General features: G+C 31.7%; 15 protein-coding genes and 1 tRNA gene. 6 read left to right on the top strand and 10 right to left on the bottom strand.

Annotation, left to right across the window (positions count from 1 at the left end):
• Nucleotides 1-6: 6 nt before the first annotated feature.
• The 5 genes from METIG_RS08590 to METIG_RS08610 form a co-directional block, all read right to left on the bottom strand.
• Complete coding sequence (locus METIG_RS08590) at nt 7-267, bottom strand: signal recognition particle subunit SRP19/SEC65 family protein (protein ID WP_013799829.1); 261 nt, start codon at nt 265-267, stop codon at nt 7-9.
• Between the two features lie 54 nt (nt 268-321).
• Nucleotides 322-1,275 (bottom strand): magnesium/cobalt transporter CorA, encoded by a 954-nt coding sequence (corA, locus tag METIG_RS08595; protein ID WP_013799830.1) that lies wholly within the window; start codon nt 1,273-1,275, stop codon nt 322-324.
• 456 nt (nt 1,276-1,731) lie between these two features.
• Complete coding sequence (locus METIG_RS08600) at nt 1,732-2,811, bottom strand: DUF373 family protein (RefSeq protein WP_013799831.1); 1,080 nt, start codon at nt 2,809-2,811, stop codon at nt 1,732-1,734.
• A 573-nt stretch (nt 2,812-3,384) separates the two neighbouring features.
• Nucleotides 3,385-4,488 (bottom strand): oligosaccharide repeat unit polymerase family protein, encoded by a 1,104-nt coding sequence (locus METIG_RS08605; RefSeq protein WP_157209565.1) that lies wholly within the window; start codon nt 4,486-4,488, stop codon nt 3,385-3,387.
• A 179-nt stretch (nt 4,489-4,667) separates the two neighbouring features.
• Nucleotides 4,668-4,752 (bottom strand) — tRNA-Ser (locus METIG_RS08610).
• 284 nt (nt 4,753-5,036) lie between these two features.
• Between METIG_RS08610 and trm5b the strand changes: the two genes are divergently transcribed.
• The 4 genes from trm5b to METIG_RS08630 all read left to right on the top strand — a co-directional run bounded on the left by trm5b (nt 5,037) and on the right by METIG_RS08630 (nt 9,409).
• Nucleotides 5,037-6,050 (top strand): tRNA (guanine(37)-N1)-methyltransferase Trm5b, encoded by a 1,014-nt coding sequence (gene trm5b, locus METIG_RS08615; protein WP_013799833.1) that lies wholly within the window; start codon nt 5,037-5,039, stop codon nt 6,048-6,050.
• Nucleotides 6,051-6,116: 66 nt separating this feature from the next.
• Nucleotides 6,117-7,625 (top strand): replication factor C large subunit, encoded by a 1,509-nt coding sequence (locus tag METIG_RS08620; RefSeq protein ID WP_013799834.1) that lies wholly within the window; start codon nt 6,117-6,119, stop codon nt 7,623-7,625.
• Between the two features lie 40 nt (nt 7,626-7,665).
• The gene (locus tag METIG_RS08625; RefSeq protein ID WP_013799835.1) at nt 7,666-8,004 is read left to right on the top strand and encodes a gamma-glutamylcyclotransferase family protein; all 339 of its coding nucleotides are present in this window, start codon (nt 7,666-7,668) and stop codon (nt 8,002-8,004) included.
• Nucleotides 8,005-8,122: 118 nt separating this feature from the next.
• A complete protein-coding gene (locus METIG_RS08630; RefSeq protein ID WP_013799836.1) occupies nt 8,123-9,409 on the top strand; it encodes an amidohydrolase in 1,287 nt (428 codons plus the stop codon).
• Nucleotides 9,410-9,441: 32 nt separating this feature from the next.
• On the opposite strand, the gene METIG_RS08635 is transcribed toward METIG_RS08630, so the two are convergent.
• From METIG_RS08635 to METIG_RS08645, 3 genes are all read right to left on the bottom strand, one after another.
• A complete protein-coding gene (locus METIG_RS08635) occupies nt 9,442-10,296 on the bottom strand; it encodes a methanogenesis marker 8 protein (RefSeq protein WP_013799837.1) in 855 nt (284 codons plus the stop codon).
• A gap of 80 nt (nt 10,297-10,376) precedes the next feature.
• Nucleotides 10,377-10,802: a cell division protein SepF gene (locus METIG_RS08640; protein ID WP_013799838.1), complete on the bottom strand. Its 426-nt coding sequence runs from the start codon at nt 10,800-10,802 to the stop codon at nt 10,377-10,379.
• Nucleotides 10,803-11,363, bottom strand: coding sequence for an Era-like GTP-binding protein (locus tag METIG_RS08645; protein ID WP_013799839.1), 561 nt, complete (start codon nt 11,361-11,363; stop codon nt 10,803-10,805).
• A 278-nt stretch (nt 11,364-11,641) separates the two neighbouring features.
• On the opposite strand from METIG_RS08645, the gene METIG_RS08650 reads away from it, so the two are divergent.
• Nucleotides 11,642-12,448 carry an HAD family hydrolase gene (locus METIG_RS08650; RefSeq protein ID WP_013799840.1) on the top strand — a complete coding sequence of 269 codons (807 nt, stop codon included), beginning with the start codon at nt 11,642-11,644 and terminating at the stop codon, nt 12,446-12,448.
• A 20-nt stretch (nt 12,449-12,468) separates the two neighbouring features.
• Nucleotides 12,469-14,322: a molybdopterin biosynthesis protein gene (locus METIG_RS08655; protein ID WP_013799841.1), complete on the top strand. Its 1,854-nt coding sequence runs from the start codon at nt 12,469-12,471 to the stop codon at nt 14,320-14,322.
• A 154-nt stretch (nt 14,323-14,476) separates the two neighbouring features.
• On the opposite strand, the gene engB is transcribed toward METIG_RS08655, so the two are convergent.
• Together engB and METIG_RS08665 are read right to left on the bottom strand one after the other, a co-directional pair.
• On the bottom strand, nt 14,477-15,139 hold the full coding sequence (gene engB / locus METIG_RS08660; RefSeq protein ID WP_013799842.1) for a GTP-binding protein EngB: 663 nt from the start codon (nt 15,137-15,139) through the stop codon (nt 14,477-14,479).
• A gap of 105 nt (nt 15,140-15,244) precedes the next feature.
• Nucleotides 15,245-15,544: a DUF211 domain-containing protein gene (locus METIG_RS08665; protein WP_394295224.1), complete on the bottom strand. Its 300-nt coding sequence runs from the start codon at nt 15,542-15,544 to the stop codon at nt 15,245-15,247.
• Nucleotides 15,545-15,616 lie beyond the last annotated feature (72 nt).

A 15,616-nucleotide genomic window follows, 5' to 3' on the forward strand; every position in this document is an offset into this window, starting at 1 on the left:
TAAGTTTTATTGACTTTTCATAACCTCACATAATTTTTTCAAAAATTGAAGTTTTGGAGCTTTTGCATCTACTTCTATACAACCACAAATTCTCCAATGCTCCCTTGGATAACACTTATCTCTATAAACTTTCACATTATATCCCATTTTTTTCAAAGCAGCCTCTATCTCTTTTAATTTTGGATTTTCTATGGCTATATCTTTTGGAACCTTTCTACCTTCCTTTCTGCTTTTATTTTTGTCTATGTAATTTGGCCAAATAATCATATTTCACCACCTTAAAGAAGATTTGCAGTAGTAAAAAATAATAAATTAACAAGTTTACCACAACTTGAACCATTTTTCTCTGCCAAATACATACGCAAGGGCAAACAGAACAAGCAATGATATCCCCATCACAACCCAAAATCCATTGGGGCTATCAACCAACGGCATATACTTAAAGTTCATCCCAAAAATTCCAGTAATCCACATTGGAACTGCAAAGAGTGTTGTAACCATTGTTAAAATTTTCATAACTTGGTTCATTCTTATATTTTCTAACGATAAACACATATCCATCATAGAAACGAGTAATTCTCTATATGTTGTCTCCATATCAATCAACTGTAAGGTATCGTAGTATAAATCCTCGAAGTTTGCTCTATCTTCTTGTGTGGTAATTGGCAAATACTTCCTTTTTAAGACTGATAGCACTTCCTTATTTGATATCAGTGCTTTGTGGAAGTAAACGAGCATTTTCCTCAATTGCAAAATTTCTTCAGTTATTTGCTTGTTATATTCTACTAATAACCTATCTTCCAATACATCCAACTCATCTTCTAAGTTTAAAAGAATCCTTGAATAACTCCTCGTAATTTGGTTAAGTAAATTATACAAAAAAAATCCTATTCCCCTCTCAAATAGTATTTTTGGACTTTTTGTTTTTAATAGGTTATATAATCTCCCAATTGCCTTTATTTTATCTGAGTGTATCGTTAATAATATGTTGTCTTTTATAAAAATACCAAAAGACGTTGTTGTAATATCTTCTTCAAAAAGTGGGGCTTTGTAAATTATTAGATAGTAGTCGTCCTCTTCCTCAACCCTTGGAACTTCTTGCTCGTCAAGCCCTATGCTTAATTCATTCACATCTATCTCTATTTTTTTAGAAAGTTTTGCCAATTCTTCATTAGATGGGTCATAACAGTCAATCCATATTAAAGTGTAGTTTTCATTTATATCATCTAATGTAATTTCTTTAACAACTCCATCATAGCCAATAACTCTTAACATAATATCACTATTTTATTTTTCAAGCTAAGTTATAGTTGTTTGCGGAATTTTTTGCATTTATAGTCCCAGATAAAAATATTTGGGATATTAACATTATTAAATTTTCTAAGAGTTTTTTTACAGCCGTGTGTGGAATATATACGGCAAAACCTTTGGGTTTTGCCATTAATTTTTTGAAACAATGTTAATAATCTTACAAAATTTACCGTAGCCATACCCATCGAACCGAAGGTTCGAGCAGTGAAAACTCCGCAGGGGTTTTCACCTAAAATTTAACGCACACGACTATAATTTTCCAAAATGATAATTATCCATTTATTAACGTCCGAGACTATATTTTAGCACAATATTTTTTTTAAAATGACTAAAATTATTATTAAATTTTCAAATAAAGAACAATTTTTCCTTAATTTTAATTATGCCTCTTAATTTTTATATTTTTTTATTGTAATCCATTTACATTGTATCTGTTTGCATGTTTGACTTTGCAAATAGTATTGTTGATAGGATTATTATAATTGACGTATAAACTACCGCATGAACCATTAACATTGTAAAGCTTTCACTTCCTTTTAAAAATTCGGAGGATATTATTAAGAATTCTCTTGCCATGAATAGGCATATTGTGTAGAAAAAGTACCTTTTTAATATATTTAATATGGATTCTTTTGAATGAATGATTTTGTCAATGAAATGTCCTAAGATAAATACAAATAAGGATAGTGTTAAAGGATTTGAAATATTATATAAAAAGTTTGCTGCAAATATTACTGGATTGTCACTTTTTGATACTCCATAGGCATATAATGCACCAACAGTCAATATGAGCAAAGCAACAACTGTTCCCATTGGAGAGATTTTTCCTAATTCTATACCTTCTTGGCCTTTTTTTATTTTTTCTATAAATAATTTCCTTACCCCAACACCCTCAGATAGTACATATAGTCCAATTAAACCAACTATTATCCTCCAACCTAATTCAGAAAATATTGCATACAAAATCATTGCAAATCCTGCCGAAGTGAATATTAAAGGGATGTAATCAGACATCGTCTTTTTTATGAATTCCTGTATTAGATAATATATAGATTCAAGAGATTCATTTTGCTTAATAACAATCCTCTTTTTCCAAACAAAAATGTCCTTTGAATCCAAATATTTTAATACCATTTCGTCCTCTGCGCCATCAGACACCAGATATATAAAATTAGGCTCATACAAATACATCAAGAAATCTAACTGCTCTTTTATTTTCAAAGCACATTTTTCAGATTCAACATCCTTATCTCCTGAAATTGTTGCAATTTCAACATCCTTTCCCTTATTTTTCAATTCATCATATAACTTAACTCCCCCCAAAATTGCATTTACGTCACTATCTCCAGGGTCACTAAGTCCTAACTTTATAGCTGCTTTTATGTTATCTTCCCTACCTAAAATTGGAGTAGTGATATTTGCCTTTCTCCCAACGTCATCATCCATATCAACAACAAGAACAAGATACTTCTTTACTTCAGGCAATTTCCTAATTTCCATTTTGACGTCCTCCTCAAGTGTAATATTTAATCATTAAATGTTTAATCATTTAATTTCAACGATATCTAAAATTCTAAATTATGTTTTGTTTGCTTTACTTAGATTCTACGGGTTTAAGAAATAATATTTCTCACTTCTTTAACTGTCCTGAAACATTAAACGAAACTTTTAAAAAGTGAATGAAAACCTTTCAGTTTTCATAGCCAAACCTTACAGTTTGGTTAGGCGAAATCAAAGATTTAGTTGAATAACTACGTTATAGTCGTGTGCGTTAGAGTTTGGAATATACTATTGGTAAATTTTTAAAGATTTATATCTTATTTCAAATTTTAAGGAGGAATAAGGACTATTTAAAAATTCATTAATGCATAATTAATGGCAAAACCAAAGGTTTTGCCGTATATCAATTCCGCACACGACTATATTCAACTTCCCTGCAACCGAAGGTTGCAGTGGACGCTGCTCGAACCTTCGGTTCGATTTCATCAAAGGGATGTATAACTTCGCTTCTCTCGGTGATGCCTCGTAGATTTTTACTGATTTAAGCATATTTTTATTTTTTATTCTTTATTTTTATTTCCTTAACCGACTTGAAACATAAAACAATGCTAAAAGAACAATTAAAAATCCATAATTAATGCCTATCTCACACATTGCCAACAACACACCTGCATAGATACTATAGATTTTATCATCCCCTTTCTCATATATTAATTTGCTCATCATTCCTAATATAAAAGCAAACACCACTCCAAAGACACCAAAATCAAAATATAGTGGGCCGAACATCGTTGAGGTTATATTGTGGGAGTAGTTAAACAGTAACTTCCCAATTAGTCTCTCCCCATTTGGAACAAAGGTTATTTTTCCAAGCAGTATTTCTGGATAGTTCACAATTTTCTCCAAAACCATAATATCAAAATACGCCCTATAAAGAATCAACTCCATAAAATTCAATTTCCATGCTTGATTTGATGATGCTAAAATAACCTTTCCCATAAAACCAATAAATAAAATTAGCAGAATTCCAAAAATTACCATTTGCCTTACGTTTAAAGATTTTTTCCTATACTTGTATATTAAGTAGGATACACACAAAATAAGGACATGCACCTTATAACCCAAAAGAACCAAAATTACAAACGCTATTAAAAAATATTTACCAATCCCTGCATAAGTTAAAGCTCCAGAGGATATTAACCTCAATGGGTCCGAAACGATGCTCATTCTTATATTATAATTAAACAAAGGAATCCCTTTTTTAATGGAAACCAATAGTAAAAATGATGCTATTCCAATAAACAAGAATAAATTATTAAAATTAATTTTATCTCTGTATCTTAGATACCCCTCTAAAATACCAAGAACAAAAATTGCATATAGAAAAGAAAGGAATATGTTATCAGTTATTGCATAAGAGCCGTAAGTTATTAAAATGGACAGAATAAACAATGCTAACATCAGGATCTTTTTTATTTTTAAATTATATCTTGTCCCCAAATAAAACGCAATTAAATAACCTAAAACAACCAATATAACTTTTATAAAGTTTTGGATATCGTAAGGTGGTTTGAACATTATCATATAAAGAAAAGCAAACAAAAACAGAATCAAATGTCCGATAAATACAATAAAAAATGGATGATCTATTTTTATATTTGTAATTTCTAATCTCATGTTATCACAATATTTATTTTTATTCATTTTGTAAGGATAATGATTTGATATGGGAATTTATATGCATATTTGAATATATAAATTTATAATCTACAAAGATAACTTCATTCAATAAAATAATCATCTAAAAATTCCCCGAGCATAATGAACAAAATTAAATTCAAATAAAAAAAGTATAACGCGGAGGCCGGGATTTGAACCCGGGCTGGGCAGAGCCCAACGGGATTAGCAGTCCCGCGCCGTACCAGGCTGGGCCACCTCCGCACATTCACTTAATAAATGAGGTACTCCTATATATACTTTTCGATGAGTTTGAGGTTGTTGTTATATCCTGAAATTAGTATAATTTGGTAAATTTTTAAGGTTAATATTTATTTCAAATTTTAATGAAGAATGAGGATTATTCAGAAATTTAATGGCAAAACCCATAGGTTTTGCCGTATGGATTAATGGTAAAACCCATGATTTTGCCGTATATATTTTATACATAAAAGATTAAAAACCAATCAATCTAAAAGATTATTTAAAGGCATTAAAACGGTGAGAAATTGATTTTATGTGCAAAAGTTCATATCAAAGAAGGAGAAAAAACAAGAAGGTTATTATTAGAAAACAAATTACTAAACAAAAATTACAAAATAGTGAAGGAAGGGAATTTTTTATATATTCCATTAAATGAAGAGAATTTAAAGAATGTAAATTTGAAAGATTTAAATCCAAACATTGAAATCGTTGAAAAAGACCTGAAATCAAAGGAAATTAAAAGAAAACCAAGTTTTAGGGAAGTTATATCAAAAAGATTTAGAAAAGAGATTGATGAAGGTTTAATTGCTCTATCCTATGATGTTGTTGGGGATTTGGTAATTTTGCAGATTTCTGATGAAATTGATGAAAAAACAAGGAAGGAGATTGGAGAAATAGCATATAAATTAATCCCATGCAAAGGGGTTTTTAGGAGAAAGAGTGAAGTTAAAGGAGAGTTTAGAGTTAGAGAATTGGAGCATTTGGCAGGGGAGAATAGAACTTTAACAATGCATAAAGAAAATGGTTATCGTTTGTGGGTTGATATTGCAAAGGTCTACTTTTCCCCAAGATTGGGAGGAGAGAGATTAAGAATAGGTAAAAAGGTTGGTATTGATGATGTGGTTGTTGATATGTTTGCTGGAGTTGGGCCGTTCTCAATTGCGTGCAGAAATGCAAGGAAGATTTATTCAATTGACATAAATCCCCATGCCATAGAACTTTTAAAAAAGAACATCAAGTTAAATAAGTTGGAGCATAAAATTATTCCTATATTGAGTGATGTTAGGGAAGTGGATGTTAAAGGAAATCGGGTCATAATGAACCTTCCAAAATACGCTCACGAATTTGTTGATAAAGCGTTGGAAATTGTTGAGAAAGGAGGGGTTGTGCATTATTACACAATTGGAGAGGATTTTGATGATGCCATAAAGTTATTTGAATCAAAATGTGAATGTGAAGTTTTGGAAAAAAAGATTGTTAAATCCTACGCACCAAAAGAGTACGTTTTGGCAATTGATTTTAAAATCCTTGAAAAATAGGTATTATTATGCAGCATTAATAGCTCTACATTAATAACTACAAAAATATTCTAAAAGGTGTCTTATATGTTAGAATGGGTTGAAAAATACAGGCCAAAAACACTAAAAGAAGTTGCAGGACATAACGAAATCAAAGAAAAACTAAAAAAGTGGATTGAGGATCATATAAAAGGAAAAAACCCAAAACCAATTATATTAGTTGGAAATCCAGGATGTGGAAAGACAACATTAGCCCATGCTTTGGCAAACGATTATGGTTTTGATGTTATTGAGTTGAATGCAAGTGATAAAAGGAATAGGGCTGCGATTAGACATATAGTTGGAACTGCTGCTTCTTCAAAATCATTAACAGGGAAAAATATCTTAATAATATTAGATGAGGTTGATGGAATCTCTGGAACTGAGGACTCTGGGGGAGTTAGTGAGATACTTAAAGTAATAAAAGAAGCAAAGAACCCAATAATCTTAACTGCAAATGACATATACAAACCTACACTAAAACCTTTAAGAGATGTTTGTGAAGTTATAAATGTCCCAAATGTCCATACAAACACAATATTAGCAGTTTTGAAAAGAATAGCGGAAAAAGAAGGTCTTGATGTTGATGAAAAAACTCTAAAAATCATAGCAAAGCACAGTGGTGGTGATTTAAGGGCGGCAATAAATGATTTAGAGGCATTGGCATTAGGAGGGGAGATTAGCCCAGAAATCGCTTCAAAATTACCAGATAGAGACACTGAAAGGACAATTTTTGATGCAATGAGGATTATCTTTAAAACTACACACTATGATATTGCAACACTGGCACTGATGAATTGTAATGAGGATTTGCAGACAGTTGAGGAATGGTTGGCAGAGAATATTCCAAACGAATACAAAAAACTTGAGGACATAGAGAGAGCTTACGATTATCTATCAAAGGCAGATATATTTTTGGGAAGGGTTTATAAAAGGCAGTATTTTGGACTTTGGAAATTTGCTTCAGCATTGATGACTGCTGGTGTTGCATTGGCAAAGGATGAGAAGTATAGAGGCTTTACAAAGTATAGTTACCCATCAGTTTTAAACCTATTAACAAAAACAAAGGCAAAAAGGGAAGTTCTGAAAAAAATCCTCAAAAAAATTGGAGAGAAAACTCATGCATCATCAAAAAGAGCAAGAGAAGATTTGGAGTTATTAAAGGCAATAATTGAAAATAACATAGAGATGGGGGCTGATTTAGTTAGATATTTCGGAATAACGAAAGAAGAACTTGAAAATATTGTAGATAAAAAATTAGTATCAGAAATTTTCAAAATTATAGAGAAGAAGAAAAAAGAAGAGCAGAAAGAGAAAAAAGAAAAAAAGATTAAAGAAAAAATAGTGGAAGAAAAAGAGAAAAAAGAGAAAATAGAAGAAAAAGTAGAGGAAAAAATAATACAAAAGGAAAAGGAAGAAACAAAAGAAATTAAAGTTGAGGAAACTAAAGAACAAAAAGAAGAAGTTAAAGAAGAAAAGAAAAGCAAAAAGACCAAAAAATCAGAAAAGAAAGAAGAGAAAGCAAAACAATTAACGTTAGATGCATTCTTTAAATAATGCTGAGGATTAAACTTGAATAAAAAATGAAGGGGACACCATGCATAAAAACAAAAAATTTAATGTATTTGCATACGGGGAGTTGATGAAAGAAGAAAGATTAAAGGAGTTAATAAATAGAGTGCCAAAAATGAAAAAAGGAAAAATTTTTGGATTTGAAAAGTTTTTTGATGAGGGTATTGGATATTATGGGATTAAAAAGAAGGAAGGTTCAGTTGTTGAAGGAGTTATTTTAATGGACATAACTGAAGAAGAATTAAGGATATTTGACGATTATGAGGATGAAGGAATTTACTATTTCAGAGAGAAAACAAAGGCATACGATGAGGAAGGGAATGAATATGATGTATATGTTTATTTAAGAGTAAAGGAAAAGTAAAATGGTTCATATACCTCCGAGCAAAGCGAGGAGGTATCTCCGCGGGATGCAACGACGCGGCGTTGCATGGGGATGAATATGATGTATATGTTTATTTAAGGGTGAAGGAGGAGTGAAGATGATTTTAATAAAGAATCTCTCCTATTTAATTGATAAAGATTTGAAGGTTTATGAAAACTGCGATGTATTGATTAAGAAGGAAGAAGATGGAATAAAGAAAATTGTAGGAAAAAATTTAATAGAAAAAGAAAATTTAAACAAAAGCGATTTAAAAATTATCGATGGAAAAAACAAAGCAGGTATGCCGGGGTTGGTAAATACTCACACTCACATTCCGATGACGCTTTTGAGGGGAATAGCAGACGATATGAGGTTAGAGGAATGGCTGAGAGAGAAAATTTGGCCAAATGAAGCAAAACTAACAAAAGAAGATGTTTATTATGGCTCTTTATTAGGATGCTTAGAGATGCTGAGGTTTGGAGTTACAATTTTCAATGACATGTATTTTTTTGCCGAGAAAGTAGCAGAAGCTACAAAGGAAATTGGATTGAGGGGAGTTATCTCCTTCCCAATAATTGACGTTGGAACTCCAGAATGTGAAAATAGGGATAAATTAATAAGGATGGCAGAGAACTTCATCAAAAAATATAAAGAAGATAAACTAATAAAGCCTGCAATTGCCCCACATGCTCCATATACGTGTTCAGAGGAGACATATAAAGAATGTAAAGAGATAGCAGACAATTATGGAACTTTATTACATACACACCTATCAGAAACAAGGTATGAAGTTGTTGAAATGGAAAATAAAATCGGTTTAAGGCCAATAGAATACTTAGAAAAAATAGGTGTTTTAGACAACAACGTAATTGCCGCACACTGCGTGTGGGTTACAAAGGAAGAAGTTAGAAAGTTGGCAAAACACAAAGTGAAGGTTTCCCACTGCCCAATAAGTAATATGAAGTTAGCAAGTGGGGGCGTTATGCCTTTAATTGAGATGCTAAATGATGGTGTTGAGATAACTATTGGAACTGATGGAGTTGCAAGCAATAACAACTTAGATATGTTGGAAGAGATTAAGGTTTGCTCCATACTGCATAAAGCCCATAGATGGGATGCAACAGTTGGAGATATAGATACAGTTTTGAAGATGGCATTTAATAGTGATGCTTTGGGAATTGAGAATAATGATATTGTTTTGATTGATTTAACTGCCCCTCATTTAAGACCTATCCACAACATAAAATCAAATATTGTCTATTCCGCAAATGGAAATGATGTTGACACCGTTATAGCAAATGGAGAAGTTTTAATGGAAAATAAAAGATTTAAATGTATTGATGAGAAATTTTTAGACAAGTTGTATGAGAAGGTAGATAAAATCAAAGAAAAATTTTCATGCTGAATATTAAAATCAAAATTTTATTAATTGTGATCTTAAATCAAAGGATCTGGCTGCCTTCCTTTTAAGCACGGCAAATCTTCAACATTTATTAAAATAGGCTTTTCAACGTCTTTTGCCCTCTCAAGCAAGAGTTCTTTCCCAATTTGGCTCAAAGCAAATATTGGAACTGAGACACCAATTTGTGCTTTTATTTTCCCCTTTAACCCTTCTCTTACCATTTTTGATGCACATGCAGTTATCAAATCAAAATATTTTGTTAATTCTTCTGGATTTTCATCAATTCCTGTGGTATGAACTCCGAAAGTAATAATTTTTATTTCTTCATTCTCCAAACTTTTGCATTTTATAGCATCCTCTAAATTCGTTAATGAAACCCCTATCCTCTTATACCCCAACTCTATGGCTTTTTCAACACCTTTTATTTGATTAATTTCTGCAGTCTTTGGATCTAAAACATACCCTCCTGCTTTTTCTATCCTCTCTATAACTTTTGGAATTGGAGATGTCTTTACAATTCCCGATATCCTCCCACAGAGTCCCTGAACAAGTTTTGGATTATTCGTTATGACCGTTCCCGCACAATCTGCAACAATAACAACAGCGTCCAACAAACCCCTTCTTAAAGCAGTCATAAAAATCTCTGAGGTCCCAAAACCAACAATACAATCCTCAACTTCCACAATCCTATTTTCCGTAAAAAGTCCAAAATCTTTTATCCTAAACTCTATATTTTTTCTTATACTTTCTTTATCGATCTCTTTAATGCCCCTATGCTTATCAAAAAGAGGGCAGTATTTTATCTTTGGCTCCCCAACATCAACGACCTTTCCATTTTTCACAACGACCTTTGCCTTTCCCAAAGCCTCCATTATGTGTATATCCTCCATGCTATCATCCAGAATAATATTTTAAACCTACAAAAACAAAATAAATTCATTTTATTATCGTTACTTTGCTGTTTTTTCTCCTATTTGTCTTTGTTATCATTATTTTCCTTTTTTTCATCTTTCTTTTCTTTTTCTTCTTTGATTATTTTCTCAATAACAATATTTTTTGGAACAATGAGAAGTTTTGTTTCACACAACCTTACCATTTTGCCTCCAATTTTTGCAACTTCATTCTTTAATTTTGATAAAATTGCAGCGTAGTCCTCATCTATGTCCCTTTCTAAGTGAGGAGTATTTGCAATAACTAAATATCCTGCCTCAATCATGACTATAATATTTACAGCATCCTTCTCATCATTTAAATCGCAAACTTTTATTCTTATTGGCTTTTCTTCTTCTACTGAAGCTATTGGAAGTTCAACATACTCCTCAATAGAAAGTGGTGCAGGTTGTTTTATATTTGGTTTTCCTACACCTAATATTTCCTTCAATTTTTCAAGAACCATTTAACCACCTTCTTTTATATATTTTAATATGGCTTCCATTAAATCATCTATACCCTCACGAGTAAGTGCTGAAACCAATAATGCCCTATTATTCAACCTATATTCAACATAATTCTTCAACTGCCTTCTTTCATCACCATTTATTAAGTCACATTTATTAATAACTACTATAATAGGTTTTCGATATCGAAATTTTAGTAAATGATGTAAACGTTCAAAACTTTTTGACAACCCTTCCTTCCCATCAATCACATGAATAATCATATCTGCATCATCAATCTCTTTATATGTTTGTTCTAAAACACTTCCTACCATGATTGGAGATTGCTTTTCACGAACATAGAGTCCCCCTAAATCTACAAATACAACATCTACGAACTTTGGCTGTTTCTTTTCCCTACCTACTTTTAATTTTCCCCAGTATCTCTTTACTGGCATCTTTGTTGTTCCCCCAACTTCAGAAACAAGGGAAACATACTTACCAAATAGAGCATTCATTATGGATGATTTTCCTGCATTTTCTGGACCCAATATTGCAATTTTAAAGATTTTATTTTCCATAGTATCACGTTTTTTATCATGTTGTTATAAATCCTATACGGCAAAACCTTGTTTTACCATTAAAAAGACATCCTTTAACCTTTAATTTGATTATGCATAATAGTCATTTATAACGCAAATACTATACATAGAAATAAATATGTGGCAAACTATAAATTATATGGCAAAACTTTGTTTTGCCATTTATTTTTAAATTTAATTTATTCATACTTAAATTTACTTAAATGGATATAACCAATTATTAACGCGAACAACTATACACAATTAGGGGATTTTTTATGAAATTGGCTGTTGTGTTTGATAGTGCTGGAACATTAGTGAAGGTTAAGAGAATAGTAAAAGAAATAAAAACACAAAAATTTTTGTGCGATAGATTAACTGTTGATATTGTTGATGAAAAAGTCGGAAGGGCACTGGTAATTATTAAGGATGACCCTTTGGAGGTTATAGATAAAGAAGACCCTGAAAAACTTATAACAGAACTCTTAAAAGAAGTTAATTGGGGAATATCTTATTGCAACAAACCAATAGATAAGGAGGGAATTTTTAAAGACAAAAAAACCAAAGTTAAGGAGTTGCAGGATACATTAAATATTATGAAGAGATTTAAAATCCAAACTGGATACGGTTCTGCAATAATAGTTGATACATTAAGTGGGGTTATTGAATATACTATAACAACTGGAGGTTGTGTATTTCCAGAAGTGCCAGAAACTATTAGAAAGTTAAAGGAGTTGGGAGTTAAGGTATTCATTGCTTCTGGAGATAGGAAGGAGTTTATAAAAAGATTGGCTGAACTTACAGGTGTGGATGAGAAATATATAATGCCTGAAGCACATCAGGAGCAAAAGAGGGATTTAGTATTGAACTTAAAGAAAGAGGGGTATTACGTTATAATGGTTGGAGATGCAGCAAATGATGTTCCAGCAATGTTGGAGAGTGATTTATCAGTTGTTACACTTCAAAATGGAACTGTCTCAAAAAAAGCATTAGAAACAGCAAAGATAAGAATATACAACATAAAAGAAATCGTTGACATCTGCGAGGACTTAATAAAAATAAAAAAAGCAAAGAAAAATAAATAAAAAATTAAAAAGGTGATTTTTTGAGATACTTAGAGCTTTGTAGTATTGAGGAAGCAAAAGAGGCAATAAGCAAATATTTAAGCAAATACAAAGATGTTGAAGAAGTGGATTTATTTAATGCAGTTGGTAGGGTTTTAGCTGAAGATATAATAAGCGATATTGATGTCCCCCCTTTTGATAGGTCTCAAATGGATGGATACGCAGTTAAAGCAGAAGATACATATACAGCAGATGAGGACAACCCAATAACCCTAAAAGTTGTTGGGAGTGTAAAGGCAGGGGATGTTAAAGATATTGAGATTAATCATGGGGAATGCATAGAAATTGCCACCGGAGCAGGAATCCCAAAAGGAGCAAATGCTGTTGTTATGGTGGAATATACTGAAAAATTAGGGGATTATGTTAAAATTTACAAGGCTGTTGCCCCACACGAGAACATTCAATATTGTGGAACTGACATAATGAGTGGAGAGCTAATTTTAAGGAAAGGAACAAAATTAACACCGAGGGACATTGGAGCTATTGCCGCAATTGGAAAAAATAAAGTGAAAGTATATAAAAAATTAAACATTGGCATTATATCAACAGGAAATGAGATTATAAGCCCTGGGGAAAAGTTAGAGCCATATAAAATTTACGATATAAATGCTTACACATTAGCATCCTCTATTTTGGAAAAAGGATGGAATTTCAAATTTTATGGAATAGTTAGAGATGATAAAGAAGAATTAAAAAAAGCAATTGAGAATGCATTAAAGGAGAACGATATTGTTCTTTTGAGTGGGGGAACATCCGCTGGTGTTGGAGACTTAACGGAAAGTGCAATAAAAGAACTTGGGGGAGAAGTTTTAATACATGGCATAAAGATAAAGCCAGGAAAGCCGACAATAGTTGGGGTTGTTAATGATAAGTTGGTTGTTGGTCTTCCAGGATATCCAACATCATGTTTAATTGTGTTTGATGTCTTGTTTAATGATGAGAAAAAAACTTTAAAGGCATTTTTCCCAATGAGACACATCTCTGCAAAAGGTAGAACTGAATATCTGCCCGTTTCATTGGTAAAATCAAAAAATGGTTATTCAGCATATTCAATAACAAAAGGTAGTGGGGCTATAACATCCCTATCAAATGCGGATGGGTATGTTGTAATTGAAGAGAACAGAGAAATTTTAGAAAATGAGGACGTTGAAGTTCATTTACTTGGGGATATAAAGGTTGGTTTAAACATCATAGGAAGTCATTGCATTGGTGTTGATGTTATTTTGAAGGAAGGGAATATATTCGCAAAAACTATCAATGTTGGTTCTCTTGGAGGAATTATGGCAATAAAAAGAGGGGAGGCAGATATAGCAGGAATTCATCTCTTAGATAATAGTGGAGAATACAACATCCCGTTCATAAAAAAATATAAGGTTAGAGATGCGGTTTTAGTGAGGGGATATATTAGAGAGCAAGGATTTATGTTTAAGAGGGATAATATTGATGGCATAGAAGATATTATTAAAAACATCAAAAAATATAAGTTTATAAATAGAAACAAAGGTTCTGGAACAAGGATTTTGTTTGATAAGTTTTTGAAAGAACATGGTATTAATAAGGATGAGATAGATGGTTATGGTATTGAGGCAAAAACACACTCAGCAGTGGCAGTTTCTATTGTAATGGGAAAGGCAGATATCGGCATGGGGATAAGGACTGTCGCAGAGCAATATGGACTTAGGTTTATTCCAATTGCAGAAGAGCATTATGACTTCCTCATTAGAAAGGAAAAATTAGACGATGAAGATGTTAAAAAATTCATAGAAACGCTTAAAAAAGTCAAATTACCATTTAAAAAACCAGAAAATTGTGGAGAAATTATATTTGAGTGTTGAACTATAGTTGTTTGCCTTTAAAAATAAATGGCAAAACAAAGTTTTGCCGTATAAAATCCATGCAAGAAATTGGTAGGGTGAAAACAAATATTATTTAATTTAAATCTTTCAATGTATAAAAATATTAAATATAGATCCTTAGAGCATTGAAAAATTAAATGTCAATGTCCACAGTTTTTTGGGACTTGAATTTGTTAACTCTCTCTATAATTTTGTGTTTTATTTCATCCAATCCTTTCTTTTCCTTTAAAATAGCGGGAACTACAAATTCCCACTGGCTCCATGGTGGTTTATAGCCAAGAGTTTCAACGATTTTGTTTAAATGTTCATCCCACTGAGTTTTCTTTATCTTATCCATCTTATTCACAACTAAGATTGGATTCAGCTCTAATTCATTTAAAAAATCAAACATCTCTATGTCTATTGGTATTTCTCCCCTCTGATCCCACCTCTCAACGATTTCCAAAAATGATTTTGCATCTATTATTTGGATTGCTGTTGCAATCTCATCCCTTTTTCCTTCTATGTAATGGACTATCTCATCCTTAATCTTTTCCTGCACTTTTTTATCAATACCATGCATGAATCCAAAACCTGGCATATCCACCAAGATATAATTTCCCATATCATATTCATTTATTTTCAAGGTTACTCCAGGTCTTTTTCCAACTCTGACATTTTTTCCCGTAATGTGTCTAACGAATGTAGATTTTCCAACATTTGATCTTCCTGCAACAACAACTTTTGGTTTTTCCAGTTTTTTGCTTTTAATTTTGACACTTTTAATTTTTTTATACCTCTCGAAAAAATCCGTCATGATATCACCACTAAATTTTTAAATTGAGGTTAATAGTAAAAAAGTAATGCTCTAAAAAATAAAAATACAAAAAAATTATGTTATTGTTATTTTTGTTTTATAAGTTTAGTATCTATCTTGAGGTGTTTTTACATCCTCAATAATTCTTCTTCCTGCAGCAACTTCATCAATACTGTGTATTACACCACTCATTGATTCTATGACTTCTTTTATGACATCATATTGCAAATTTGTTCCTTCTATAGTAATTTTAACATTTTCTGTGGCTTTATCTATCTCATAAACGGTAATATTTACTCCATCCACTTCTTTTAAAGAACACAGCTTAAGTGCTAAATCCGTTATTTTTGGTTCATGTGGTTTTAAAATATCCAGAACTATTCTCCTTATACCGCTCAACGACATTCCTCCCCAATTTTGTGTATATTATATTGTCCATAATATTATAAAACTTTATTGTTTTTTGGGCAAATTTCA

This window comes from Methanotorris igneus Kol 5 (assembly GCF_000214415.1).
In the GTDB taxonomy this organism is placed as follows: domain Archaea; phylum AGJL01; class Methanococci; order Methanococcales; family Methanococcaceae; genus Methanotorris; species Methanotorris igneus.